General features: G+C 67.7%; 22 protein-coding genes and 1 pseudogene. 16 read left to right on the forward strand and 7 right to left on the reverse strand.

Annotation, left to right across the window (positions count from 1 at the left end; translation table 11 throughout):
* Positions 1–352: 352 nt before the first annotated feature.
* The 5 genes from OHT52_RS19875 to OHT52_RS19895 all read left to right on the forward strand — a co-directional run bounded on the left by OHT52_RS19875 (position 353) and on the right by OHT52_RS19895 (position 7043).
* Positions 353–1681: an ABC transporter substrate-binding protein gene (locus tag OHT52_RS19875; protein WP_328721526.1), complete on the forward strand. Its 1329-nt coding sequence runs from the start codon at positions 353–355 to the stop codon at positions 1679–1681.
* Between the two features lie 508 nt (positions 1682–2189).
* A complete protein-coding gene (locus tag OHT52_RS19880) occupies positions 2190–3185 on the forward strand; it encodes a carbohydrate ABC transporter permease (RefSeq protein WP_328721527.1) in 996 nt (331 codons plus the stop codon).
* Positions 3186–3203: 18 nt separating this feature from the next.
* Positions 3204–4121: a carbohydrate ABC transporter permease gene (locus OHT52_RS19885; protein ID WP_443046620.1), complete on the forward strand. Its 918-nt coding sequence runs from the start codon at positions 3204–3206 to the stop codon at positions 4119–4121.
* Positions 4122–4224: 103 nt separating this feature from the next.
* Positions 4225–5676, forward strand: a complete 1452-nt coding sequence (locus OHT52_RS19890; protein ID WP_328721528.1) for a GH1 family beta-glucosidase — start codon at positions 4225–4227, stop codon at positions 5674–5676.
* A 335-nt stretch (positions 5677–6011) separates the two neighbouring features.
* A complete protein-coding gene (locus OHT52_RS19895) occupies positions 6012–7043 on the forward strand; it encodes a LacI family DNA-binding transcriptional regulator (protein WP_328721529.1) in 1032 nt (343 codons plus the stop codon).
* Positions 7044–7188: 145 nt separating this feature from the next.
* Here the strand turns inward: OHT52_RS19895 and OHT52_RS19900 are convergent, their stop codons facing one another.
* From OHT52_RS19900 to OHT52_RS19910, 3 genes are all read right to left on the reverse strand, one after another.
* Positions 7189–7575 (reverse strand): VOC family protein, encoded by a 387-nt coding sequence (locus OHT52_RS19900; protein WP_328721530.1) that lies wholly within the window; start codon positions 7573–7575, stop codon positions 7189–7191.
* Between the two features lie 592 nt (positions 7576–8167).
* Positions 8168–8530, reverse strand: coding sequence for a hypothetical protein (locus tag OHT52_RS19905; protein ID WP_328721531.1), 363 nt, complete (start codon positions 8528–8530; stop codon positions 8168–8170).
* Between the two features lie 185 nt (positions 8531–8715).
* Positions 8716–9231 (reverse strand): hypothetical protein, encoded by a 516-nt coding sequence (locus tag OHT52_RS19910; protein WP_328721532.1) that lies wholly within the window; start codon positions 9229–9231, stop codon positions 8716–8718.
* An 896-nt stretch (positions 9232–10127) separates the two neighbouring features.
* Here OHT52_RS19910 and OHT52_RS19915 point away from each other — a divergent pair.
* Both OHT52_RS19915 and OHT52_RS19920 read left to right on the forward strand, forming a co-directional pair.
* Positions 10128–12020 carry an ATP-dependent nuclease gene (locus OHT52_RS19915; RefSeq protein ID WP_328721533.1) on the forward strand — a complete coding sequence of 631 codons (1893 nt, stop codon included), beginning with the start codon at positions 10128–10130 and terminating at the stop codon, positions 12018–12020.
* A complete protein-coding gene (locus OHT52_RS19920) occupies positions 12017–13996 on the forward strand; it encodes a UvrD-helicase domain-containing protein (protein WP_328721534.1) in 1980 nt (659 codons plus the stop codon). The genes OHT52_RS19915 and OHT52_RS19920 overlap by 4 nt, the downstream gene beginning before the upstream one ends.
* Before the next feature lie 19 nt (positions 13997–14015).
* On the opposite strand, the pseudogene OHT52_RS19925 reads toward OHT52_RS19920, so the two are convergent.
* Positions 14016–14989: pseudogene (locus tag OHT52_RS19925) on the reverse strand (IS5 family transposase).
* Between the two features lie 341 nt (positions 14990–15330).
* Positions 15331–15768: a helix-turn-helix domain-containing protein gene (locus tag OHT52_RS19930; protein ID WP_328721535.1), complete on the reverse strand. Its 438-nt coding sequence runs from the start codon at positions 15766–15768 to the stop codon at positions 15331–15333.
* Between the two features lie 408 nt (positions 15769–16176).
* Here OHT52_RS19930 and OHT52_RS19935 point away from each other — a divergent pair, with 408 nt between their 5' ends.
* Genes OHT52_RS19935 through OHT52_RS19945 form a run of 3 tightly spaced genes read left to right on the forward strand, consistent with a single transcriptional unit; the run spans position 16177 to position 18231 of the window.
* Entirely contained in the window at positions 16177–16506 is a 330-nt protein-coding gene (locus OHT52_RS19935; RefSeq protein WP_328721536.1) for a transcriptional regulator, read from the forward strand.
* A 1-nt stretch (position 16507) separates the two neighbouring features.
* Positions 16508–17527 (forward strand): hypothetical protein, encoded by a 1020-nt coding sequence (locus OHT52_RS19940; protein WP_328721537.1) that lies wholly within the window; start codon positions 16508–16510, stop codon positions 17525–17527.
* Positions 17527–18231: an ATP-binding protein gene (locus OHT52_RS19945; RefSeq protein ID WP_328721538.1), complete on the forward strand. Its 705-nt coding sequence runs from the start codon at positions 17527–17529 to the stop codon at positions 18229–18231. Before OHT52_RS19940 ends, OHT52_RS19945 begins: the two co-directional genes overlap by 1 nt.
* 1051 nt (positions 18232–19282) lie before the next feature.
* Here OHT52_RS19945 and OHT52_RS19950 read toward each other — a convergent pair.
* Together OHT52_RS19950 and OHT52_RS19955 are read right to left on the reverse strand one after the other, a co-directional pair.
* A complete protein-coding gene (locus OHT52_RS19950; RefSeq protein WP_328721539.1) occupies positions 19283–19696 on the reverse strand; it encodes an NUDIX hydrolase in 414 nt (137 codons plus the stop codon).
* Positions 19693–20352: an NUDIX hydrolase gene (locus tag OHT52_RS19955; RefSeq protein ID WP_328721540.1), complete on the reverse strand. Its 660-nt coding sequence runs from the start codon at positions 20350–20352 to the stop codon at positions 19693–19695. The genes OHT52_RS19950 and OHT52_RS19955 overlap by 4 nt, the downstream gene beginning before the upstream one ends.
* A 409-nt stretch (positions 20353–20761) precedes the next feature.
* Here OHT52_RS19955 and OHT52_RS19960 point away from each other — a divergent pair, with 409 nt between their 5' ends.
* From OHT52_RS19960 to OHT52_RS19985, 6 genes are all read left to right on the forward strand, one after another.
* Entirely contained in the window at positions 20762–21271 is a 510-nt protein-coding gene (locus OHT52_RS19960) for a nucleoside-diphosphate kinase (RefSeq protein ID WP_328721541.1), read from the forward strand.
* Positions 21272–21351: 80 nt separating this feature from the next.
* Positions 21352–21651: a hypothetical protein gene (locus tag OHT52_RS19965; protein WP_150268835.1), complete on the forward strand. Its 300-nt coding sequence runs from the start codon at positions 21352–21354 to the stop codon at positions 21649–21651.
* Between the two features lie 157 nt (positions 21652–21808).
* A complete protein-coding gene (locus OHT52_RS19970; RefSeq protein WP_328721542.1) occupies positions 21809–22393 on the forward strand; it encodes a hypothetical protein in 585 nt (194 codons plus the stop codon).
* A 39-nt stretch (positions 22394–22432) separates the two neighbouring features.
* Positions 22433–23194 (forward strand): hypothetical protein, encoded by a 762-nt coding sequence (locus OHT52_RS19975; RefSeq protein ID WP_328721543.1) that lies wholly within the window; start codon positions 22433–22435, stop codon positions 23192–23194.
* A 2-nt stretch (positions 23195–23196) separates the two neighbouring features.
* On the forward strand, positions 23197–24591 hold the full coding sequence (locus OHT52_RS19980; protein WP_328721544.1) for a hypothetical protein: 1395 nt from the start codon (positions 23197–23199) through the stop codon (positions 24589–24591).
* Positions 24592–24653: 62 nt separating this feature from the next.
* Positions 24654–25391, forward strand: a complete 738-nt coding sequence (locus OHT52_RS19985; RefSeq protein ID WP_328721545.1) for a class I SAM-dependent methyltransferase — start codon at positions 24654–24656, stop codon at positions 25389–25391.
* The last annotated feature ends 49 nt before the right edge of the window (positions 25392–25440 follow it).

Genomic DNA, 25440 nt, shown 5'->3' on the forward strand with positions numbered 1-25440 from the left:
CCGATGGAGCCGGACCACGCAAGCAAACATGCTCTCACCTGCGGTGATTCGATGACGGGGCGTCAACGCCCCCACGACTCCGCCAATTGGCAAGCCCTGTGCGGGACACGGTCTCGTGACTTGCCGGACACGCTCACGCAACGGAAGCGTCTTCAAGTCTTGACACCCACCCCCTTGAGGCAGCAACCTTCCGTCATCGGCGCATGGGAGCGCTCCCACATCGCACACCCGTTTTTACGTGTGATCGGCACTGCCCGTGCTTCCCCCCAGTAACACCTGGCGCGGCACTCACGGCGCCCGGGTCCCGCAGTGAGCCAACCGCCAGTCACACCCTGGATATAGGAGTAGTGGAATGCGCATCACCCGCAACGTCGCAGGTCGACGCCGTAGAGCCGCGATCGTGGCCACCACTGGCCTGACGGCCACCGCCCTTCTGCTCGCCGGTTGCAGCGACTCGTCTGACGACGACAGCGGCAGCACCGACGCCGCAGGCGGCAACATCACTCTGACCGTCGCCGACTTCGGCCAGTTCGGGTACAAGGAAGCGAACCTCTTCGCCGAGTACCACAAGCTCCACCCGAACATCACGGTCAAGGAAAACACCACGGCCGAGGAGAAGAACTACTACCCGAAGCTGCTCCAGCAGCTGAACTCGGGCAGTGGGCTGGCGGACGTCCAGGGTCTGGAGGTCGGTCGCATCAAGGAGATCACCGACACCAAGGCGGACCAGTTCGCGGACCTGAGCAAGGCGATCGACCCGACCGACTTCGTGTCGTGGAAGGCCAAGCAGGCCACGACCGCCAGTGGTGCGCTCATCGGTGCCGGCACGGACATCGGCCCGATGTCGCTCTGCTACAACACCGACCTCTTCGAGAAGGCCGGTCTGCCGACCGACCGCACCGAGGTCGCCAACCTGATCAAGGGTGGCTGGGAGGACTACATCGCTCTCGGTGAGAAGTACAAGGCGAAGGCGCCCGCGGGCACTTTCTTCATGGACTCCGCCAGCGCGATGTTCAACGCCGTCGTCAGCTCGAGCGCGAAGCAGTACTACGACGAGGACGGCAAGGCGATCTACAAGGACAGCCCCAGCGTCAAGCAGGGCTGGAACCTGGCCGCCGAGGCTGCCGACAAGAAGCTGACGCAGGGCATCGCGCAGTTCGGTGACCCGTGGAAGGCCGCCCTCCGCAAGGGCACCATCGCCACCGTCGCCTGCCCGGCGTGGATGGCCGGTCAGATCTCGGTCAACGCCGGTGAGGCCAACAAGGGCAAGTGGAACATCACCAGCGCGCCCGGTTCCACCGCCGCCAACTGGGGTGGCTCCTTCCTCGGTGTTCCGAGCTCCGGCAAGCACGTCGACGAGGCCATCAAGCTCGTCGCCTGGCTGACCGCCCCCGAGCAGCAGGCCGCCGTCTTCAAGGCGATCGGCTCCTTCCCGTCCAACACGGGTGCGTACGACCTGCCGGGCGTCAAGGACGCCAAGCTGCCGTACTTCAACGACGCCCCCATCGGCGAGATCTACGCCGGTGAGGCCAAGTCCATCCCCGAGGCCGTCCTCGGCGCGAAGGACGCGACCATCAAGGACACCATCTCCACCGAGATCAACAACATGGAGCAGCGTGGCACCGCGCCCGACAAGGCGTGGGACACCGCGGTCGAGAAGATCGACAAGGTCCTCGGCTGATCCACGGCGGTGCGGGCGGCCCACGGGCCACCCGCACCGCCACAGGGCTGTCCGGCACTCCCTGACGGGTGCGTGACGGATACACGTCCCCGGACAGCCCTCGGCGTGCGCCCGCCCCCGTGCGTGGGCGTACGCCCGCCCACGTACGGGGCCGGGTGCACACCACCTGGCCCCACCCGGTTGAGCCCCGGGCCCCTCCCGGCCCGCGGCACGGCCGGACGACCGGCCCTCCCCGGCCGGAAGCACGGTTGAACCACCGGCCCTCCCCGGCCGTCGCGCACCTCGGTCACCGGCCCCGCCCGCCGGTACCGCACCACCCCGCCCGCACCATCCCGCTCGTACCGGCCGGCCCCGCACAGGCCCGCCCCGGGTACGACCGGCTCCGCCCACCCCGTCTTACTCGACCGGCACCGCTCCGCACCGCACCGGGACGCACCGTCCCGCTCCCGGGCCGGCCCGGTACCGATCGAAGCGCCCGCCGGCGCACCCCAGGGAAGGACTCCCGCCCGTGGCAACCTCGACCCCCACCCGGGACGCCTACGTCCCGCCGCCCCGTGGTTCCCGACAGAAGCCGGCCAGCAGCCGGCAGACCTGGCGGAGCCGGCTGTGGCGGTTCGACGACAAGGCGTCCCCGTACGCGTACATCGCGCCGTTCTTCCTGATCTTCGGGGCCTTCGGCCTCTACCCGCTCATCTACACCGGCTGGATCGCCCTCCACCGCGTCGAGATGACCGGCATGGACCAGATGGAATGGGTCGGATTCGACAACTTCACGAAGATCTTCCAGGACTCCGAGTTCTGGACGGCCGTCACCAACACCTTCGTGATCGGTGTCATCTCCACCGTTCCGCAGCTGCTCGTGGCGCTGGGCCTGGCCCACCTGCTGAACTACAAGCTGCGGGCCAGCACCTTCTGGCGCACCGTCATCCTCACGCCGTACGCGACCTCGGTCGCCACCGCGGCCCTCGTCTTCGCCCTGGTCTTCCGGACCGACGGCGGTATCCTCAACTACGTCCTGGACTTCGTCGGCTTCGGTGACACCAACTGGGCCAACGGGCACTGGACTTCGAAGATCGCCATCTCCGTCATGGTGATCTGGCGCTGGACCGGCTACAACGCGCTGATCTACCTCGCCGCGATGCAGGCGGTCCCGGGCGACCTCTACGAGGCGGCCTCCCTGGACGGTGCCAACCGCTGGCAGCAGTTCCTCAAGGTGACGATTCCCTCGCTGCGGCCGACGATCCTCTTCACGATCGTCATCTCCACCATCGGCTCCATGCAGCTGTTCGGTGAGCCCCTGCTGCTGGAAGGCGGCGCGATCGGCGCCACCGGCGGTACCGAGAACCAGTACGAGACGCTGAGCATCTACCTCTACAACTACGGCTGGAACCTGGGGCACCTCGGCCTGTCGGCCGCCGTCGCCTGGGCCATGCTCGCCCTCCTGCTGGCCATCGCGTTGATCAACTGGATCATCAGCCGCTTCGTACGCCGTTCCGCGGCCTGACCGGGAGCGATACCTCTCATGACCATCACCAGTACCCCCGCCAAGGTCTCCGCCCCGGGCCGTCCGAAGCCGGACCGGCGCGCTCCGCGCAAGGCCCGCCTCGCCATGGGCGCGGGCGACACCCACAAGGCCGGCCCGTTCACGTACATCGCGCTGATCGTCATCGGCATCGGCTCGATCCTCCCGCTGTACTGGACGTTCGTCGCCGCCTCGCACACGCAGGACGAGGTCCTGGCCAGCACGCCGCCGTTCCTGCCGGGCGGCCGGCTCTGGAACAACCTCCAGGCCGCCTGGGAAGGCGCCAGCCTCGGCAAGGCCATCGTCAACACCCTCATCGTCTCGGCGTCCATCACCGCCGCGACCCTGTTCTTCTGCACGCTCGCCGGCTACGCCTTCGCCAAGATGCGCTTCAAGGGCCGCGGCTGGCTGATGACCGCGGTCATCGCCACCCTGACGATCCCGCCGCAGCTCAGCGTCGTCCCGCTGTTCATGATGATGGCGGACATCGGCTGGAGCGGAAAGCTGGAGTCGGTGATCTTCCCGACCCTGGTCAGCGCGTTCGGCGTCTTCTTCATGCGGCAGTACCTGCTGGAGGCGCTTCCGTACGAGCTGATCGAGGCCGCCAAGATCGACGGGGCGAGCAACTTCCGCATCGTGCTCAGCGTGGTGCTCCCGGTGGCCCGCCCCGCCATGATGGTGCTCGGCATGCTCACCTTCGTCCAGGCGTGGAACGACTTCTTCTGGCCGTACCTCGCGCTCAGCCAGGCGAACCCCACGATCCAGGTGGCCCTCGGTCAGCTGAGCGCCTCCTACACGCCGGACCAGTCGATCGTCATGGCGGGCGCCCTGATCAGCACGTTGCCCCTGCTCGTGGTGTTCGTGATCTTCGGCAAGCAGATCGTCGGTGGAATCATGTCCGGCGCGGTCAAGGGCTGAGAACCCCCGGCCCGCACCTCCGGTGACCCGCGCGACGCCCCCACAGGTGCCCGCGCGGGCCCCGGACCCCCCTCTTCCCCTTCATCCATGGGAGCGCTCCCGCATGACCGCTGTACGCCCTGACCTCGCCCCCAAGCAGGCCGCCGACGCCCTCGTCTTCCCGCCCGGATTCATCTGGGGCGCTGCCACCGCCGCCTACCAGGTGGAAGGCGCCGCCTCGGAGGACGGCCGCACCCCGTCCATCTGGGACACCTTCTCCCGTACCCCCGGCAAGGTCCGCAACGGCGACACCGGTGACATCGCCGGCGACCACTACCACCGCTACCGCGACGACGTGGCGCTGATGAAGGGGCTGGGCCTCGGCGCCTACCGCTTCTCCATCTCCTGGTCCCGCGTGCAGCCCACCGGCCGCGGCCCGGCCGTCGAGCGCGGCCTCGACTTCTACCGCAAGCTCGTCGACGAGCTCCTCGAAGCGGGCATCCAGCCCGTCGCGACCCTCTACCACTGGGACCTCCCGCAGGAGTTGGAGGACGCCGGCGGCTGGCCCGAGCGCGCCACCGCCGAGCGGTTCGCCGACTACGCGGCGATCATGGCCGGCGCCCTCGGCGACCGCGTCGGCACGTGGACCACGCTCAACGAGCCCTGGTGCTCCGCCTACCTCGGCTACGGCTCGGGCGTCCACGCCCCCGGCCGTACCGACCCGGGCGCGGCGCTCCAGGCGGCCCACCACCTCAACCTCGCCCACGGACGGGCGATCGAGGCTCTGCGCGCTTCCATCCCCGCCAGCGCGCAGACCTCGGTCACCCTCAACCTCCACCAGGTGCGCCCGCTCAGCGACGCCCCCGGTGACGTCGACGCGGCCCGCCGCATCGACGCCGTCGGCAACCGGGTCTTCACCGGCCCGATGCTGCACGGCGCCTACCCCGAGGACCTGATCGCCGACACCAAGCACCTCGTCGACTGGTCGAAGCTGGTGCACGACGGCGACCTGACGACGATCTCGCGGCCGTTCGACGTCCTCGGTATCAACTACTACGCGCCGACCCTGGTCACCGACCCCTCGGGCGGTGGCGCGGAGAGCAACAGCCACGCCCACGGAGACAGTTCGCACTCGCCCTGGCCCGGCTCGGAGCATGTCGCCTTCCACAAGGCGGACGGCAAGCCCGTCACGGCGATGGACTGGTCCATCGACCCCGACGGCCTGCACGCCCTGCTGGTCGACACCGCCCGCGAGTTCCCGGACGTCGCGCTCATGGTCACCGAGAACGGCGCCGCCTTCGACGACTACGTGTCGCCCGAGGGCCGCGTCGAGGACCCGGAGCGCATCGCGTACCTGCACGGCCACATCGACGCCGTCCGGCGCGCCATCGCCGACGGTGTGGACGTCCGCGGCTACTTCCTCTGGTCGCTGATGGACAACTTCGAGTGGGCGTACGGCTACTCGAAGCGCTTCGGCATGGTCTACGTCGACTACGCGACGCAGACCCGCATCCCCAAGGCGAGCGCCCACTGGTACTCCGACGTGATCCGCCGTCACGGACTCCCGCAGGCCTGACGCGTCCGCACCCGCGCCGCGAAGCCCGGGGGTGCGGGAGGAGTCGCGGCCGCCTGACCGGCCGCGACTCCTCCTGACACCCCCTCGGCGCAGACGGCCTCCCCGCCCACCTGCGTCCGCGAGGGGCGCACCACACGCCCCCCGCCACGAAGACCCGGCTGTGAACGCAGCTGGGTCTTCGTGTGTCCGAGAGGCGTCCCGTACGATTGGGAGCGCTCCCAAATTTGGTGCTCTTCGGCAGCCCCCGGTTCCGGAAACGTGTCAAGGGAATCTTTCGACAGGGCTTTCTTCGACATATTCGACTGTGAGAAGTTGACGGCGAACGGGAGGCGGACATGGTGTCAGCACGCGTACGGGGCGGCGGGCGGCCGACGCTCGAAGAGGTCGCCGTGAGAGCGGGCGTGGGCCGCGGCACGGTCTCCCGCGTCATCAACGGGTCGCCGCGCGTCAGCGACCAGACCCGCGAGGTGGTCGAAGCCGCCATCGCCGAACTGGGATACGTACCCAATCGCGCCGCACGTGCCCTGGCCGGAAACCGCACCGACGCCATCGCGCTCGTGGTACCCGAGCCCGAGGCGCGCTTCTTCGCCGAGCCGTACTTCTCCGACATAGTCCGAGGAGTGGGCGCCGCGCTCGCCGACACCGACATGCAGCTGCTCCTCACCCTCGCCGGCAGCGACCGCGAGCGCCGCAGACTCGCCCAGTACCTCACCGCGCACCGCGTCGACGGCGTCCTGCTCGTCTCCGTGCACGCCGACGACCCGCTGCCCGAACTCCTGGAGCAACTCGGCATGCCGTGCGTCATCAGCGGCCAGCGCGGCGCCGACGAACCGCTCACCTCGGTCGACTCGGACAACTTCCAGGGCGGCCGGACGGCCGTCGCGCACCTCATCGCGCAGGGACGCCGCACCATCGGCACCATCACCGGCCGCCTGGAGGTCTACGGCGCCCAGCGCCGCCTGGACGGCTACCGCCAGGCGATCGCCGAAGCGGGCCTCGCCCCGGACGAACGCCTCATCGCCCTGGCCGACTTCACCGAGGAGGGCGGAGCCCGCGCGATGCAGGAGCTGCTCGCCCGTCACCCCGACGTGGACGCCGTCTTCGCCGCCTCCGACGTGATGGCGGCCGGCGCCCGCCACGTCCTGCGCGAGGCCGGCCGCCGCATCCCGGAGGACGTGGCCCTCGTCGGCTTCGACGACTCGGTGGTGGCCCGTCACATGGAGCCCGGCCTCACCAGCGTCCGCCAGCCCATAGAGGAGATGGGGCGCGCCATGACCGAGGTCCTCCTCCAGCAGATCACCGACCCCACCGACGAGCGCCGGCACCTGGTGCTCCCGACCGAACTGGTCGTCCGCGCCTCTTCGTGAGCGCCTGTGAGCGCGCGCGGGGGCCGCGTGAGGGCCGCGTGGGGCCGGCGTGAGTGTTCGGGGCGCCTGTGAGCGGAGGGGCGGCTCCGGGCACGGCTTCCGGGCCCGCGGGGGACACCCCCTCCCGGCCCGGGCCGCCTCCCTCTCAGGGACGGCTGCGCAAGGGGTGGCCCTCGGGGACCTCGATCACCGCGATGCGCAACCCGTCCGGGTCGGCGATCCACATCTCCAGCAGCCCCCACGGCTCCTGGACGGGCGGTCGCAGGATCGGCACGCCGCGGGCGCGGAGTTCGTCGTGGACGGCGGCGACGTCGGCGACCTGGAGCCAGATCCGCAGGTCGGGGGAGGGCGGGGCGGTGCCCCGGCCGGAGACTTCGAGGAACCCGCCGCCCAGGAAGTAGACCGTGCCGCGCTCCGGACCGGTACCGAACTCACGGTGGACCGCCAGTCCGAGGGCCTGACCGTAGAAGGCGCGGGAGCGCTCGGGGTCGGTGGGACGCAACAGCGTCCTGCTGCTCAGTACGTGCACCATGCCCACCGAGGCTACGCCGCCCACACCCATGGGCCGGCGCACCCGGACCGGTGCGACCGGGACGAGCCGCGTCCGGGGGCAGGGGTTCCGCGCGGGATTCCGGCGCTGCTCCGGGGAGTGGAGGCAGCGGCCTGGTGGAGATCGACCGGCGACGGAAGCGGCCACCGAGGTGATCCCGGTCTTGGGAGTCAGACCGCAGGGGCTGGTTCCCGGGGGCCCACCTCGGTACCACGAGAGTCGGCGCGCGTGTTCCCGACGTGTTCCCGACGCTCCGGGCATGAAGAAGGCCCGACCTGTTTTCACAGATCGGGCCTTGATCACTTGGGGTGAGTAACGGGACGGACTCGAACCTGTTCTGTATTCCGATCGTGACCTGCGGCTTTGCCGGGAAAGCGGACGAACGGGTGCAAATGTGTATGACGCGGTGTGCGTTGGCGTGACGCTGCCCGCGATTCCGTTTGGCCATGGCCAAACGCTCGCCTGCCGTAAGCCCAGGTGGTCCTGAAGGTGAGCGACGAATCTCCTGGCCGCGCCCCTCTGGGAGAGCGGGATGCGGATGGACCCGGTCCCGCGCCGGCGCCTGGCCAGCCGGTTAGACGGCGCGCAGTCGAGGGGACTCCGGCTGCTGCAGCTCGTCCTCTGCAACGACCGTGAGAGGAACGGGGGTCTCGGCGTCGGTGGTCTCCTCCGCCCGGCGGCGCAGCTTCGATTTGAGACTGGTCAGCCCGCTCTTGACGTACGGCGCGACAACGACCCCCAGTGCGAAGCACGTGCCGGCGATCGCCAGGGCCGTCTTGGTGCCGTCGAACAGCACGGCGTGCGTGACGAGCGTGTTGTCGTCATCCCGCGCCAGCGGGCTCTCTCCGCCCGGAGTGCTCGAGTTCGAGAAGTGTGTGTCGGAGGGACGCTTTGTCAGCATCAGTTCCCAGATCGAGTCACCCCGGTTGAACTCCATGATGCAACTGTAGAGGCGACCCGGTACGCCGCGGCCCGGAATGCAATGTTCTCCCCCGGCCAGCGGACGGGGACCCGAGGGCCTTGACCCTTTTGGTGAAGGCCCTCGGGCCCCCAAGGGGTGCCCTGCCGGTCGATGCAGCGTCAGGCGACCTATGTCTGTTGGGTGCCGGTGCGTCCCCGGCTCTACTTCTGAACGAGGTCGTAGACCGCCCGTTGAGGATCGGTTTTAACGATGAGCCCGTCCGTACACAGGTCGCGCAGGATCTGCCGGACCCGCTTCTCCGCTGCCCGTTGGTCTTCCCACGTGTGACCGTGGTCGCCGAGAGCCTTGATGGCACGCTGTGGATCCCAAGTGCCGCCGAGAGCGCGAATCGCCTGGGCGAGGACATGCCGGTCGGGATGGTCCTTCTTGCGGTGGTTGGCGATGCTGGCAGGGGCGCCGCTGTAGTTGCAGTCGGCGCAACTCTCCCACGAGCAGTCCGGATCGGTGACGGCGGCGTGGCGGACGGAATGGTGCGAGCCGAAGCCGTGGGCGTGGAGCAGTTGAGCGACGGACCCGTCGTACTTGAGGGCCATGAGCGCTGCTTCGGCGATCTTGTCGTGACCTGCGGCGAAGAACTTGCCCAGGCCGACGTCCTTCCCGCAGCCGCACCAGCACTTGCCGGTCGGGATGAGGCGAGGCTTCTCATTGGGTGGCATGAATCCAAGGTAGCAATCCTTGGATTAGAGTCAAGGCATAAACCCAAGGATGTTTTCCAAGGGTTGTCTCGGAGTGGCGAGGCGTACAGCCGTGAGCCGACTTCATGCGCAGCAGGGTCTGCGGCGCGCGTTGCCGGGGGCGGCAGGCCGGTCGGCTGAGAGATCGCCTGGGCGGCGGCGTCAGGACGCGCGTCCTGATGCAGAGCGGGGAATCGGACGTAGGGATCGGAGCGGCCCGAGGCCGACGGCGTCGCCGGGCACAGTCGATTTCGTTGTGGACGGCTCCTCGTGGAAGAGATCCACGACGCGTCGTAGGTCCCCGTCGGTGAAGCGGACGTGTCCCCCGAGCTTGCTGTGCGGCAACTTCCTGATGTGGCGGCGCAGCCACGATTCCTCCACTTTGAGGATGGCGGCGGCCTCCGCGTAGCTGTGGAGCGCGATCGGTAGGCGCGTGTCTTGTGTCAAGGCGGTTCTCCCTCATGCTGAACCGCCGCAGTTTGTATGGTGCTCTCCGATTTGGAGACGCCGGAACTGGCTGGTAGGAGGCATCGGGCCAAGGTCCGACTCGGCCAGCGGCGAGATCAGAGGATGTCCGCCGTGCGGTCGGTGACCCTGGTCGTCGGACGGCAGTTACGGGGCGCTTCGGCATGGTGTTCAACATGGCCTGCACCATCTCAGCGACCTTGTCATCGGTCGCCGTGCGTAGTTGCCCGAGCCGCGCGTATCACCTGGACCATCGAGACGCTCTTGAACCCACTTGCCATCTGATCAACTACTACAAAGCTGGACGCATGGGGCACCCATGGAGCCGTGGTGCCGGGCAGGTAAGTATTGCGGCGGATTGAAACGAGGCTGGGGTATATCGTGCTGCAGATCGGCATCGGGGTGGAGGCTACGTGTATCTCGCTGAAGTGAAGGCAGAGAATTTCCGGATCTATGGTCCGGTGCCCGATAGTCCCGGCGAAGGCGTCAACACCTCCCTGCACGTGGTCTTCCGGCCTGGGCTCAGTGTCCTTGTCGGGGAAAACGACAGCGGGAAGTCGGCCGTGATCGATGCAATCAGGCTCTGTCTGACGTCCTCGGCAGATTACTTCCGAGTAACCGCAGACGACTTCCACTGCGGACCGCACGGCCAAGCAACCGCCCTAGAGATCAGTTGCCTGTTCCGCGACTTGAACGAACAGGAAACTGCGGCATTCACCGAGTGCCTGACCACACGGCACGGCGAAGAACCGCACCTTCAGATCACCCTTCACGCCGAGATCATGGACTCGCTGCGTCCGCATAGGGTCTCGGTGACGGTGCGAGCCGGCGACCTGGCCTTGGACGGGGCCGCACGCGAGCTCCTGCGTGCCACCTATCTGCGCCCGCTGCGCGACGCCGAGGGCGAGATGCGCGCGGGTCGGAACTCCCGGCTCTCGCAGATCCTCCAGCACTACCCCCTGATGGACACGCAGGGGGAAAGCGACTTCGTCCCTGGCGAAGAGGGTGACTCTGCCGCACCAGCCGACACTGCCACCACGCTGGTGGGCATCCTGAAGCGCGCCGAACACCACATCAACAAGAACCCGCTGATCCGTACCGCTAGAGACGAGATCAACAGCGACTACCTGGGGCGATTCGCGATCGGCGATGACATCCTCGCCAGTTCGATCGGGGTGGCCACCAACTCCTCGCTCCAGCATGCGTTGGAGCGCCTAGAACTGACGTTTGTCCCCGAGCAGGGCCGCACTGTGGCAACCCGCCACGGACTGGGTTACAACAATGCCTTGTTCATGGCCGCTGAACTCCTCCTCTTGGGCAAGCAGGGGTTCTCCCCGCTGCTGCTCATCGAAGAACCCGAAGCGCACCTGCACCCCCAGCTGCAGAGCCGGGTGGTGGAACTGCTCACCGAGCGTTCCAGCGGCTCGGGAACGGTTCAGGTCATCGTCACCACTCACAGCCCCAACATCGCTTCCTCGGTACCCGTTGAGCAGCTTTCGCTGGTCTCCCGCGGAGCGATCTTCTCTCTCGCGCCTCAGTACACCCACCTTGATGCCTTCGACTATGCGTTCCTCTCACGCTTCCTGGACGCGACGAAGGCAAACCTGTTCTTTGCGCGAGCTGTGGCCATCGTGGAGGGTGACGCCGAAGCCGTTCTGCTGCCCACACTGGCCAGTTGTCTGGGATACTCGTTCAGCCGAAGTGGCGTGAGTGTGGTCAACGTGGGTGGGGTGGGTCTGTTCCGCTACTCGCGGATCTTCCAGCGCTCAGACAACACCGTCCTGCCCATACCCGTCGCCTGCATTACCGACCGTGACATCGCTCCGCGCAGCGCGGACAAGGACATGCGTAAAAAGCTCCCTTGGCTTGCCGAACTCGACGACGAGCAGGTCGCCAAGCGCGTGGCAGCCCGTCGTGAGCGAGACGGCGGCTCTGTACGCACCTTCGTCTCAGACTGGTGGACCCTGGAGTACGACCTTGCCGCCGCGTCTTGGGCCATGGCTACGGTGATGCACAAGGCCATCAGCGCAGCCTCCTTCTCTCGCGCTGCGTGGCCCACCGAGCAGGACCTGGCCGGTATTGAGGAAGCCGCTGCAAAGGAAGTCGAGACCTGGCGAGGGAACGGCGACTGCCTGGAAACGGCGGCTTTGAGGATCTATCAGCCGCTGCGTCTGGGCGGTGTGAGTAAGCCGATCGCTGCCCAGCATGCTGCCCGCCTGCTTCGCGACACCCTGGTAGAGCCGGTGGACGTTCCACGCTATCTGGTGGACGCGTTCACTTACCTGTGTGGGGCACCGCGCAGATGACTACCCAGCTTCCCCCGCATGGCTTTACCCGCGACCAGGTCGATCGCCACGCACGGGCGTTGGGGCTGACGGTCAACCTGCCCGAACAATGGGCCTTCCTGCAGAACACCGGGTCCCTGCACCTGCAAGCCGCACCCGGCTCGGGCAAGACGAGCCTGGTCGCCCTGAAGCTCTCCCTGATCGCGGACGCCTGGACTGCCTCCCCAGGACAGGGTGTATGCGTCCTGTCACACACCAATATCGCCACCGAGGAAATCGCGCAACGGCTCACCGCAACATCCTCAGGCCGGCGCCTTCTGCGCTACCCCCACTTTCTGGGCACCATCCAGACCTTCGTCCACACCTTCCTTGCCCTACCCAACCTCCGTTCCCAAGGCATCGCCGTTCAGGCTGTAGACGACGACACCTACGCCACGAACGCCGAGCGCTTGTATCGACGCGGGAAGTACTACACCCTGCGCCGAGCGCTCTCTCCCAGGTATGAACAGGGCATCGGGTCGATCACCACCTCCACGTACACCTTCGACCCCACCAGCTCCCAACTGCACCTGGTTGACGCACCGTTCAAGGCGCATACGCAGAGCTACGCCGAAATGCTGGACATCAAGGAGACGCTGAGACTGCGTGGCATCCTGCGCTACCAGGACATGTTCGCCTTGGCGGAACAGCACCTGCACCACGCACCCGTCCTGGCTGCGGCGCTGCGCTCCCGGTTCCCGCTCGTGCTGCTGGACGAGATGCAGGACACCGAGCGCGCCCAGCAGGACCTTCTCTTGCGTCTGTTCGGCTCCGGCGGCAGCGTCATGCAATGCGTCGGGGACGTCAACCAGCGCATTCTCGCGGCATCGGATCAGAACGGGCACACTCCCTGGTTCCCCGACGGCACCGCGGCGGACCTACCCGTCAGCCAGCGCTTCGGCGCCGAGATCGGCGGCGTCGCCAGCCGTCTGACCGGACGTCGGCGCCAAGAGATCCGAGGCGTAGGACCCGCCGGCACGCTCGCCTTGATTGTCTTCGACGACTCCACCTTCACTCGTGTCATCCCTACCTTCGAGGAACTTGCTGCCGAAACGGTCCCCGCCTCAGTTCTGGCCACCGACCCACCACGGGTCCTGGGCTCACGGGCCGACCCCAAAAAGACCAAGATCCGCCCTGCGGCAATCACGTGCTACGACCCGCACTTCACCAACGTGCCCGCGCAGGTCACTGAGGGGCGCCTGATCGCGGCAGTCCGCCGCGCCCAATATCTACGCACCCACGGCGACCGGACCGGTCGCGCAACAACAGACCTGTGGGACACCATCCGTGAACTGTCACGCCTGATGACCTTCGACCCGAATTCCGCCGACGCCGGACTGCCCCTACCACCCCTGTCGCGTCTGGACCGCACACCCGGGCAGCCCGGCCACCGCGTTCGACATGTCCTGCATAGCCTGCTGACAGCGGCGCTTGACAGCCCGGAATCCTGGAACGCTGCCATCTCCACACTGCCGGGACTCCTCAACGACCTCACTCAGGTCAACCACCGGCCCAATAAGGTCATCCGTGAAACCTGGCTCGGCTTCACGCCTCCCGCACCCGAGCCACCATCTGAGCCGAGGTCGTCCGGCATCCCACGGGCCGTCTTGGGGACAATCGCCGGAGCCAAAGGGGAGACCCACAGCGCCACCCTCGTACTGGAGTGCGCGAACCCCAGGGGCCAGAAGCACGATCTCGCACCCGTTCTGCCCCTGATCCTGGGACAGGGACGAGTCGAAGACCTCAGCGACCTTGACCGCCACTGCGCCCAACTCGCTTTTGTCGCAGTCACACGACCGCGCCACCTGCTGGCGTTGGCAGTCCACCAGGACCGGGCCAACCCCTACATCGACGCGTTCCGTGCCGCAGGATGGCTTGTGCGCGCCGTCGCGCCCCACCCGCTGGGTGATGAGAGCATGCCCGGCCGTCCTCCGACTGTTCCGGCGGTGCCGTCCTAGGGCCTGTGTGGAGTTGTGATCAAGACTGTGATCCGAGGTGTCGGATCCAGAGGAGGCCGGCGCATAATTCGAGTCCGGCCTGGTAGCTGTCAGGATTTTTGTCGTAGCGGACAGCGAGACCGCGCCAGTCCTTGATCTTGTTGATGGTGCGTTCGACGCTGTTGCGGAGCTTGTACAGCTGCTTGTCCCAGGTGACGGGCCGTCCGCCGCGTGAGCCGCGGTTCTTGCGGTGGGCAGCCTGATCCTTCTTCTCGGGAATGACCGCTTTGATCCCACGTTTGCGCAGGTGGGAACGATTCTGGCGGGACGAGTACGCCTTATCGCCCGCGACTGCGTCGGGCCGGGTGCGGGGCCGCCCGACCGAGCCCGGGACGCGGATCTTGTTCAGGACGGGGATGAACTGCGGACTGTCCCCGGCTTGCCCCGCAGTGAGCTTGAGCGAGAGGGGCAGGCATTGCGGCACACAGGACAGATGCGTCTTGGTGGTCAGTCCGCCGCGGGAACGTCCCAGGTCAGCAGCGGCGAGTCGGGCCCTGCGGCGACGCCTCACGCGTCGCCGTTCTTCCCGCTCCGGGTCCAGTTGCCCGTCTTGTTCCTGGCTGGCGCCCCCTTTTCCGCGGCGGCCTTCTCCAACGCGTCCAGGATCTCGGGCTCCACGATCATCCCGGCAGCATCATGATGGGCCCGGACCGTAGTCGAGTCCACGCTAACCAGCGACAAGTCCACCAGGCCCCGCTTCGCCGCCTCGGCGATCGCGCCCTGGAACACCGCGGTGAACACCCCAGCATCCCGCCACTGCCGAAACCGGCCATAAACGGTGGACCAGTGCCCGAATCGTTCAGGCAACTCCCGCCATTTCGCACCGTTCCTGAACCGCCACACGACGCCTTCGAAGTGCGCCCGCAGGTTTTTCGGGTACGGCCCGTACTCACCGACCGGCAGGAACGGGGAGATGAACTCCCACTCGGCATCTGAAAGTTGAGGTCGAGACACCCCACCGTTCTACTCCAAGACCCCCGACCCCCCGGGCCGGGGGCCCACGAGATCACAACTCCACACAGGCCCTAGCAGAGAGACAAGGACGGGCTCCCTCATTTCGTCTGAGGGGGCCCGTCCGGCATGGGTCGCGGTGGCTGCTACGGCGGACCGGGCCTCCGTCGGGAAACCATCCAGGCCAGACGAGCCGGTGCACTTCTCGGCGCCGCCCGGCTGCGGCTCATGAACGGATGACGGCCAACCGGGCAGATGAGACGTGAGCACCCACAGCTTGGTCGCAGAGCCGACGCTAGTCGCGCCGAATCTGCTGCGGATCCGCCGTGCTCAGTGGACGCTTCTCATCCGCCGTCGAGAGGTCCGGAGTCGTCCGCCAATCCCTCCAGCCGGCGGGTCTGGTCGATCACCGTGGTCACCATGTTCAGGCTCGCCGTGCTGAGTCCGTTGGCTCGCAGAGCGACTTGGCGCACGTTCTGGTCGCGCATGGCGGCAACCAGTTCGATCTCCGCGCGCTGTCGTTCGGCCTCTTCCTCGTCGAAGAAGTAACCCGGGGCTACGCCGAAAAAGCCGGCCAGCGCGCGGATCGTTTGCATCTTCGGGTTCGTGTTGGTCCCGGTGCGGAGCTGTTGGATGGCGCTCGCAGAGATGGTGAAGCCAGAGGTGTCGCGAATCCCCTGTGATACCTCCGCATATGTGTACGGGCCGCGCCCTTTCGGGTGCACCTCCCGAAACAGGCGGCCGAGCAGCTCCGCGAAGGTGCGCTCGTTCTTCTCGCTCATCTCAACCCTTCGTCGTGGCCGCCATCCTATCCATTCCAGTGGATCGAGGGTTGGCCCGCGTCGCGTGAGCCGACATTGCAGTTGACGCCTGTTAGCCATTGCAGTGTACGTTGGCCCTGAAAGTCGTTTATTGCAGTGTTCCGCGCCGGGTCGGGCATCGCCTGGGGTGTGCGAGGGGTGACACAGCGCCTCGGTCCCCGCGCGTGCAGACGGATGGCCAGGGAGGGGGTAGAAGGAAGGTGCAGTGCACGGACAGTAGAAGCCCGGGAGGGCAAAGAAAACCGGCGCTCGGGAGGTACAGCTCCCAAGCGCCGGGCCAGCACCCGGGGTGCTGACTCACATCACGCGGGCGGCGGGACTCTTGCACGAGAACGCCGCGCCGCGCTCCTATGAACAACGGAGTGTCGCATGCTCGCCATGCCGAGCGAAACCCTGGCCTGCCCGGACACGGGCCGCCAGCACCGCCTTGCCGCACAGCTTCCGAACCTGATCCCGGGGGTAGCCACCACCCGCGTCGGCCTCGGCGATCCGATTAACGCGGGGCCCCACCCGTACGCCATCGTCAGAGACGGGGCAGGGGAGACGGCTGAACTGGACCGCACGACCGTCCGGGGCGCAGCCCGCTGGATCTTGCGGGTCTCGTCGGAGGTGGAGGGGCGGCGACGGCCGCAGATTTTCGACCTCGCCAGCACCTCCCTTACCCGTAGCGACCTCGTCGCGTTCGGCTGGGGCCGCTGACATGGCGCGGATTCGGACCATCAAGCCGGAGGCGTTCATCTCCGAGTCGCTCGCCGAGGTGAGCGTCGAAGCTGAACGCACCTTCTACGGGCTGCTCACGCAGTCCGACGACCACGGTCGGCATCGGGACAACGCCGCGATCATTGCCGGGCTGCTCTGGCCGCTTCGCGCCGAGCACACGTCGGTCCACGTCGAGGACGACCTCCATCAGCTCGCGAACGCCGGTCTGATCTGCCGGTACACCGGCTGCGACGGCCGCCGGTACCTGCACATCGTGACCTGGTCCGAGCACCAGAAGATCGACAAGCCGAGCCAGTCCCGGCTGCCGGCCTGCCCGCAGCACCACGTGGCGGACCGGTGCGGCCCCTGCAAGGGAATCTGCAGCAAGCCGACCGAAGCCTCGATCACCCCTCTCGGAGGGTTCGACGAAGCCTCGGCGAATGTTCCCCGAGCCGTCGATCTGCCCGCGCAGGCCATCGGAACGCCTCCCGGTCACACGGACGAGTTCCCCGCCGCCGAGCAGGACGGCTTCGACAGCACGGTGGGCGGCCCACCTCGTGCAGCTCGGAAAAGCCCAGATCAGAGGGTATTCGGGGAGGGCTCCCCGACCCTTCCCCGAAGCCTCGGGGAGGGCTCGGCGCCTGGATCTAGGATCTTGGATCCTGGATCTTCTTTCCCTACGGGGCGCGCAGCGCCCGCAGCCGCCACCGTCTCAGCCAAGGATCTTGTCGGCGAGTACGTCGCTGCCTGCGACGAGCGCCCGCCCAGCGACGTGATCGCACACCTGGGACGGATTGCCAAGAAGCTCCTGGGCGAGGGGATCTCCCCGGAGCACATCCGTGGCGGCCTGGCGAACTTCGCGGCCAACCCGAAGCATCCGAGCGTGCTGACCAGCATGGTCAACGAGGCAATGAACGCTCGCTCCGCTGGTTTGGGGCGGCCGGGATGTCGGCCTAATGTGCCTGCTCACCAGGCGTGGACCAACCCGGTCAGCGCCGCCGCCTACGCCGAGGAGCTGTGATGCGCACCCGTAACCGCGAGCCGCAGACTCTCGGCGAGGGCACCCTGGACCGGATGGCCCGGATCCTGGCCGCCCGCAACATTGACCCGATTGCCGTTGCCGCCTCCGCCGACGAGCCCGAGCCCTTCTCGCCGCTGGATGCCCTGTCGGCCGGGATGCCGCCGCGCTACCGGGCCGCCCTGGCCGACCACCCCCAGGTCCTGGACTGGGCCCGGGACGTCGCCGAGGCCGCGGTTCCCCCCAGTCGGGGCGCACGACGACAGGTCACCACCGGCCCTAGTCTGCTGATGGCCGGCGTCGTGGGGGCGGGCAAGACCCACCAGGCGTACGGCGCGATCCGCCTCCTCGCGCAGAGCGGCATCGGAGTGCGCTGGCGAGCGACCACCACCGCCGACCTCTACGCCGAACTGCGCCCCCGGCCCGGCGTGGACAGCGAGCGGGAGCTGGCGGCTGTCAGCCGGTGCCCCCTGCTGATCATCGACGACCTCGGCGCGGCGAAGGCCAGCGACTGGACCGAGGAGATCACGTACCGGCTGATCAACCGCCGCTACAACTACGAACTCCCGACCTTGATCACCACCAACCTGCCGATCCGGGACCTACGGGCCTACCTCGGCGACCGCGTCACCAGCAGGCTCGACCAGATGACCACCCGGGTCCTGTTCGAGCCGGTCGACCGCAGACGCGCCCGCCCTGCGGCGTGACCTACCGAAGGTCGCCAGAACGGGCCGCGTGCCCGTGCGCGCCCGCTAGCGAGCGCACGCCACGCGGTCCGGCTTATCGCTGGACACACCCCGGCCGGTGGCCTGCGGTGCGGGGACATGGTGGCCGCCTTCCTGGCGACCATCATCTGCCGCCCTGGTCGGTGCGGTTCACCTCTACATCCTCATCGCATGGCGCGTGGCCAAGGAAGGTGACCGCGAAGACTCCGGGCGACAGTCCGGGCGGCCCGGTCAGTCAGGGTGACCGCCCCGGTCGCCCTGACTGACCGGGGCGGCGGTCACCGGTGGCATCGGTCAGCTGGAGGGAGCCGCTGACCTGGGCGGTCAGCCGGTCACTGGGTCTCCGGTCACTGACCGAGCGGCGACCACCGCCCCGGTCACTGACCGCCGGGTCGGTGACCCGCCGTCTACCGCCGGGCCGGTCACGCCGACGCGGCCAGTGACCGCGAGGCCCGGACAACCGGTCACCTCCGTTCGGAACTGACCGGAAGCACGAAGCGGGTGACCGGCCAGGTGTACCCAGCCGGTCACCAGCCCCGCCGCATCGTCCCAGGGCGACTCGTGATCGACCGTCTGGCACACGGCCACCTCCACGGGCGCAGTCCGGACCGAGTGAAGCTGGACCGCTCAGCGCACTCCGACCAGCTGACCCCGGAAACCCTGCACGGCCGGTCCTGGCGATGGACTGGATCGAGAACGTCGTCCGCGACATCCGACAAGGGCGCGCGGAGACGAGCCGGTGACCGACACCGATTCGCCTACCCGGCCGGAGAGCAGCATGACCCTACGACAGCTCCTGGCGGAGCAAGCTATCGCGTACGACCGTCCTACGGCCGGTCGTACGCACTTGCCCCCGCCCACGAGGGCAGGGGACGTTCGGCTGGTTCCCGAGCGAGGGCGCACGGGAACCAGAAACGGCGACCGGTGGTCGAGAGCCTTCCCCGACCACCGGCTGTGCTCCACTGTTCGGTCCGAGCCCCGACAACGGCGATGCGCCGCGCCGCCTGCACGTACTTCTGTGGCCCAAGGCCGCTCAGGAAGGCAGGGCCGCGTCGAGGTAGTCCTGCACCGGCTCGAAGAGGCCGTATGGCACGTACCGCAGGATCTCGCCATGGGCGACCCAAGCCAGTTCGGCCAGTTCCTCGGTGTCCGCGACGTGGGCCGTGCCGTCCAGTACCTCGCATGCGGTGTAGGACATCAGCCGGCCCGTCTTCGGGTGGACGCGCTTGCCGAGGAGCTTTACGGCCGTCACGATCAGCCCGGTTTCTTCCTGGGTCTCCCGTACAGCAGCGTCCTCGCGGGCTTCGCCGGGCTCGACCTCTCCAGCGGGGAACTGCCAGGACAGCTGTCCTTCGCTGACTCGGCGGCGCACCATCAGTACGCGGCCCTCGTTCACGACGATCGCGGCAGCGATGCCCGGGCGCTCGTCCGTGTTCTGGTTCGTCACGTCTGCTCCTCCAGGACGGCCAGGATGGGTGGGAAGATCGTATCGACGGGGATGAAGCGAGGCACCGCGTTTCTGGGGACCCACATGACGTCGATGTTCTCGGCCGCGTCGCTGTTCGTGGCCTCGCCGGCCAGGTATTCGCAGAGGAAGTACTCGCACAGCACGCCGGTCACAGGGTGAAGGCGGTTTCCGAGGCGCTGCCGGACCGCGCAGTGGACACCCGTCTCGTCCAAGGTCTCCCGCACAGTGGTGGTCTCCGGCTTGACTCCCGGCTTGATGACGCCGGCCGGGAACTGCCACGTGATTCCAGCGGCGTCGTCGTCCCGTCGGCACACCAGGAGGACATCGCTGTCGCGGACGACCACCGCGATGGCTACCCGTAGCGCCTGCGCACCTGGCGGTGTCGAGTTCGTTGGGGTCTGTTCCTTCGCCAGCAGGAGCGCGAAGCGCTGTCGAACGGTCTCCGAAGCCTGCTCGTGGGCCGTGTCGAGGAGTTGCTGCATCTCCCTGCGAGGCACGACAGACGCGTCGGAGTGCCAGGCGGCCACGGTCCTCACGGCGATACCCAGGCGCGCGGCGAACTGTTCGTTGCCGAGCCGCAGGGCGGACTGCAGCAGACAGGCGTAACGGCCGTTCCAGCGCTCGATCACGTCCACAAAGCTGCCCCCTCGTCGCCGCTTTGGTGCAGGAACCTGCGCGCCGAAAGTGCACTCCCACTGCACTGGCGCTTCATGGTCGCGCTGCAGAAGCCCCGGAAGAATCGTAGACACCAGGGGCCAAGGAATCACGCTTCCGAAGGCTCAGGCCCTGGGAGGCTCATAAGAGGCGCCAAAACGCCAGACGACCACAAGGGGATTCTAGGTGCGCGCACCCGGCGGATAGCAGAGACAGGGAATTTGGCCGAATCGGTCCTGATGTTCGGCTGGTCGTAGGTCCTCCCACCCACGTTTGCCCGGCCGGGGCATTTGCCCGTACGCCCGAACCGCTCTGTCAGCGCCGGTAATCTCAGCCAGTGACGGCTGATCGTCCGTCATGTGCGGTTGTTAGCAAGGCGAAAGGGAGTCAATGGCCGAGGTTCAGGCACACACTGTCGAGCGCACGCTCGTCCTGCTCAAGCCCGATGCGCTGGCGCGTGGCCTGGCAGGAAGGGTCATCACTCGATTCGAGGATGCCGCGCTGAAGATCGTCGGTACCAAGATGAAGTGGATGGACGAGGAGTTCACCCGTAAGCACTACTTCGACCTCGAGGAACGGCTGGGCTCGGAGGTCTACGGCGTCACGGCGACGTTTATGCAGCAGGGGCCGGTCATCGCCCTGGTGCTCGAAGGCTTCGACGCGATCGCCACCGTCCGCAAGATCGTCGGCAGCACGTACCCGAATCAGGCTCCGGCCGGCACGGTGCGGGGCGATTTCTCGCACTACAGCTCGGCGGCCAGCATCGCCTCGGGCAAGGCGGTCGCGAACCTCGTGCACGCCTCCGGCAACGCGGAGGAGGCCAAGCAGGAGGTGGAGCTGTGGTTCGACAAGGACGAGCTGCAGGACTACAAGACGCTGGCCGAGATCTACACGTACTAGCAGCGGGTCACGGCGTCACCGCAGGGACGCCGGGGCGTTGATCAGCACTGGGGCACGACTGTTTGAACCGAGAGGGCACCATGACCAACCAGACCCGCCTGGCCTCCACCGACGAGCTGGAGTCGATCTTCCAGCGTGAGTTGGCGACCGACCGGTGGGCCGCCACCGAGACCGCGTACGCCCTGGCAGTGCGCCACCGCGACCTGGGCGACTGGCCCGCGTCCCAGGAATGGGCCCAGCAGTGCCTGCGCCTGCTGGAGGGCTTCCCCAGCGAGACGGAGGAGCAGGTGGCCACCGGCCGTACGTCGGTGGGCGGCATCCAGCTGCCGACCTACCTGCACTCGGGCGTCGTCCAGGAGCGCTTCGGGGCCCTCGGCTGACACCGCAGATCCACAGGGGTGATGCGGCCGGCACCAGCGTCGGCCGCATCACCCCGCGTTCCACCACCGACCCCATAGCGATCGCCCGACCGGACAGGCCCCTCACGGCAGGGTCCGGCTGGCTTCGCCATGCCTGAAACAAGGAGGCATCAGCCCCGTGTCCGTCGAGATCGAGATGCGTGCCCGCTTCACCAAGGAAGCTCACGACCTGCTCGTCACCCGTCTGAAGGAGAACGGAGAGGACCTGGGCCCCGACGACAAGCACATCTACTTCTACGTGCTCCCCGACCAGCTCCTGAAGGTCACCGACAACACCGCCGTCGGCACCGCCAAGATCACTCTCAAGGGGAGCAGGATCGGGCAGGGCGCGGCCTTCGCGGAGACCGAGTTCGACATCGCCCCCGCCGATGTCCCTGCTGCGGTGAAGGTGTTCAACGCCCTCGGCTTCGAGACGGCGATGCACGAGGCGTTCAACTTCCGCCACAACTTCCGCTTCGACGGGGTCGAGATCGCGGTCAAGTGGAGTGAGGCGTGGGGCTACCACGCCGAGTTCGAGGTGCTGCTGGAGAACGATGCCTCGGACGCGGCCCGCGTCGAGGCGGAGGCCAAGATCACGGACGTCGCCACGGCGCTCGGTGTGACCCTGATGACGGAGCAGGAGCTGGCCGCCTTCACCGCTGCCTTCGAGGCCGCCGAGAAGGACCGCAAGGAGCGCGAGCAGCAGGCCGCGCCGATCCGGTAGGGAACTGCACTGCGGAGACCACCAAGGGGGTGGGCACGAATGAGCACGACCCCGTTGACCGCAAGTCTGATCGACCTGGCTGCCCGAGGGCGGCTGCCGCTCCACCAGCACATGGACCAAGCCACCATCGCGTGGATCGGCGACAACAGACCCGACCTCCCGCCGACGCCGCAGCCGGCCATGCGTCCGCTGTCGCGGGAGCTCTTTCGAGGGGGTCTGCCCACCCGGTGGTGGACCGACCCGCGCCTGTACACCTCGCTCCATGGCGTCCGACACGCCATGAGGACGGCGGCGCTGGCCGCCGTCCTCGCGGAGACGAGCGGCCTGGACGCCGCCGACACCACCACGACGATCATTGCCGCCGCCGTCCACGACTGCCAGAGACACAACGACAAGGACGATCGAGGACACGGCGACCGCGCGGCCATCTGGCTCGCGGCGAACGCCGACACCGTCTGGGCGCACTTCGGCCTCACCGCCACGCCGAAGCGGATCATCCAGGCGGCCACCGCCGTACGGTTGCACGACGTCCCGTACGAGGCGTTCAGCACCGACGACCGGACTGACCACGCCCGAGCTGAGCGCATCACCGATGTGGTCAAGGCCGCCGACGCCTTGGACCGCTACCGCCTGCCGAAGCTGAAGTGGTGGCCGGACGCGCGGTACGTCCGCGAGCCCGCCTTTGACCAAGCGCGCGGCCTCGCCTTCGACCTCGTCCTGGTCTCCGAGCGGGCCTACCTCGCCGGGGCCAACGGCATTGAGGCCGTCCGCTATGCACTCGCCGAGAAGGGCCTGGTCTGACCATGGACTTCGTCGACGCCTACCACCTGTGGGCCGATGCCCACGCCTTCTTCGACTCCACCCTCATCCCCAGCCACTCCGGCCACACCGACCCGCTCGCCACCCAGGCCGCAGACTGGGACCGGCGGCTCGCCGAGGAGACCCCGAACGGCCATCTGCTCCGGCAGAACGCCCTCTTCGACGCCCTCAGCGGAAACGGCAAGCTGCACCTGCTGCACGTCACCCACGCCCTGGAGGAGATCAGCCGGCAGGGGGTGCTCTACCCGTCGGGCGGCTGCCTCGTCGGAAGCATCTACTGCGCGCCGGTCACCGCGACCGACCAGGGGTTCCGCATGCACAACCTGGGCTCGTACGTCCTGACCAAGGAAGCGCCGGCCTTCCTGGACAAGCTCGGCGTCACCGACCGCGTCCCCACCCCGCTGATCTTCGAGATCGACACTCCGCCGCAGGCCTACCGTGGACTCGCTGGAGTGGACTATCTGCGGCTGGGCCTCATCCATCTGCAGATCTACAGCAACCTCGAATACCTGCTGAGCAAGAACGAGCGGCACCAGCTGCGCGAGACCGTCGTAGGCCGCGTCAAGAACTCGGCCTCATTTCTCGCCACCGCGGCGACCGTTGCCTACCAGGGCACCCGCGTCGGCGCCGAGCCGTACCTCCGGCTGCTCGACGAGACGATCCCCCGCCTGCCCATCCTCGGATACCTGTACTTCGAGGCGGTCGCCGAATACCTGATGCTCCACTCAACCTCGCACCACACGCAGCGCCTCGCCGAGCTCGGCGAGCTGAACAACTGGCTGTACAAGGAGATGCTGTTCGCCTCCTTCCCCGCCATGGCCGGCAAGTTCGACCTGGCGAGGTTCCGGCCTCGACCGAAGCAGCTGGCCGCGCTCCTCCACCGGGTCGATTCGACCATCGACACTACGCACGCGAGCTCGTACCTGGTCGAGCGGATCAGTTACCTCGTCGCCGCCCGCCTCTTCGCGCCCGGCGACGCCCCCGAAGCCTGGCACCGCACGCGCTGGGCGTTCGACTCCCTCGCCACCCAGCTCGGCCCTCTGCTGGGCCACCTGATCCACCGGGAACTGCGCACCTTCGGCCGTTACCCCGACTTCTACTTCTACTTCGACCAGCACAAGGCGCTGCAAGCCTGGAACTACTGGAACCACATGGACATCGTCGCCCCGTTCAACGGCACGATGCCCAAAGGCGAGATCGGCATCAACCCGGCCTACCCCAACCTCGACTACCGCGTCTGGCGCGCCGAGCAGGACGACGCCGGCCACCTCCACCCGGCCGAGGAGCTCTCGCTGACCATCGCCCCGCGCCTGGTGGACATCAAGTACACCCTCATGCGCAACAACCAGTGGACCGCCCCCGCGCCCAGCGCTGCCTGATCCACCGCCGCCGCCTGCGGCCCACCACACCCCGAGCAACCTCACACGTTAGGAGACCCGTGATGAGTTCCTCCGGCATGCCCTCCGTCGACCTCCTCGGCGAGCAGATCGCCTCCGTCCTCGCCGACCCCGCCACCACCCACGGCCTCGCCCGTACCCTCCGGGCCGCCGCCAAGGAGATCGAACTCCACCGGTACCACCACTCCAGCCGCCGCGTCTGGCCCAACGGCCGGATCGACGACAAGCCCGCCAAGGTGCAGATCGGCGGCGGAGCCCACCGCATCGACGGCTTCCTCAATATCGACCTCGTCCCGCCGGCCGACCTGCTCTGGGACATCCGCGAGGGCGTACCGCTCCAGGACGACAGCGTCGAAGAGATCTTCTCCGAGCATTTCCTGGAGCACATCGACTACCCGCGTTCGGCCAAGCAGTACGTCCGCGAGGCCCACCGCATCCTCGCGCAGGGCGGCCGGATCATCACCGGCGTCCCCGACGCCGCCTTCGCCCTGAGCCAGTACCCCGGCCCGCTCGACGCCACCGACGAGACGATCGAGCGCTGGTACGCCAAGCGCGACTGCCGCGGCGACATCAACACGCGACTCGACCTCGTGAACCTCGTCTTCCGCGACCAGGAGGACGACCCCACGTACACCCCGCACCTGTGGGCCTACGACCACGAGAAGCTCGTCCAGCTCTTCACCGAGGCCGGCTTCAACGCCGTTGAGCCCTGGACGTTCGACGCCACCATGGCCAACCCGAAACGCCGCTGGGGCAGCGTCTACGTCGTCGCCACGAAGTAACCCCTCAAGCAGCCCGCGAGGCCGAGACGCCCCCCGTCCCTAGCCGTCC

It is taken from the genome of Streptomyces sp. NBC_00247, assembly GCF_036188265.1.
In the GTDB taxonomy this organism is placed as follows: Bacteria; Actinomycetota; Actinomycetes; order Streptomycetales; family Streptomycetaceae; genus Streptomyces.

Excerpts from the sequence above, each read along its gene's own strand:
- OHT52_RS19875 (WP_328721526.1), top strand. The coding sequence starts at position 353 with ATGCGCATCACCCGCAACGTCGCAGGTCGACGCCGTAGAGCCGCGATC.
- OHT52_RS19885 (WP_443046620.1), top strand. The coding sequence starts at position 3,204 with ATGACCATCACCAGTACCCCCGCCAAGGTCTCCGCCCCGGGCCGTCCG.
- OHT52_RS19890 (WP_328721528.1), top strand. The coding sequence starts at position 4,225 with ATGACCGCTGTACGCCCTGACCTCGCCCCCAAGCAGGCCGCCGACGCC.
- OHT52_RS19895 (WP_328721529.1), top strand. The coding sequence starts at position 6,012 with ATGGTGTCAGCACGCGTACGGGGCGGCGGGCGGCCGACGCTCGAAGAG.
- OHT52_RS19900 (WP_328721530.1), bottom strand. The coding sequence starts at position 7,575 with ATGGTGCACGTACTGAGCAGCAGGACGCTGTTGCGTCCCACCGACCCC.
- OHT52_RS19905 (WP_328721531.1), bottom strand. The coding sequence starts at position 8,530 with ATGGAGTTCAACCGGGGTGACTCGATCTGGGAACTGATGCTGACAAAG.
- OHT52_RS19910 (WP_328721532.1), bottom strand. The coding sequence starts at position 9,231 with ATGCCACCCAATGAGAAGCCTCGCCTCATCCCGACCGGCAAGTGCTGG.
- OHT52_RS19920 (WP_328721534.1), top strand. The coding sequence starts at position 12,017 with ATGACTACCCAGCTTCCCCCGCATGGCTTTACCCGCGACCAGGTCGAT.
- OHT52_RS19930 (WP_328721535.1), bottom strand. The coding sequence starts at position 15,768 with ATGAGCGAGAAGAACGAGCGCACCTTCGCGGAGCTGCTCGGCCGCCTG.
- OHT52_RS19935 (WP_328721536.1), top strand. The coding sequence starts at position 16,177 with ATGCTCGCCATGCCGAGCGAAACCCTGGCCTGCCCGGACACGGGCCGC.
- OHT52_RS19940 (WP_328721537.1), top strand. The coding sequence starts at position 16,508 with ATGGCGCGGATTCGGACCATCAAGCCGGAGGCGTTCATCTCCGAGTCG.
- OHT52_RS19945 (WP_328721538.1), top strand. The coding sequence starts at position 17,527 with ATGCGCACCCGTAACCGCGAGCCGCAGACTCTCGGCGAGGGCACCCTG.
- OHT52_RS19960 (WP_328721541.1), top strand. The coding sequence starts at position 20,762 with ATGGCCGAGGTTCAGGCACACACTGTCGAGCGCACGCTCGTCCTGCTC.
- OHT52_RS19965 (WP_150268835.1), top strand. The coding sequence starts at position 21,352 with ATGACCAACCAGACCCGCCTGGCCTCCACCGACGAGCTGGAGTCGATC.
- OHT52_RS19975 (WP_328721543.1), top strand. The coding sequence starts at position 22,433 with ATGAGCACGACCCCGTTGACCGCAAGTCTGATCGACCTGGCTGCCCGA.
- OHT52_RS19980 (WP_328721544.1), top strand. The coding sequence starts at position 23,197 with ATGGACTTCGTCGACGCCTACCACCTGTGGGCCGATGCCCACGCCTTC.
- OHT52_RS19985 (WP_328721545.1), top strand. The coding sequence starts at position 24,654 with ATGAGTTCCTCCGGCATGCCCTCCGTCGACCTCCTCGGCGAGCAGATC.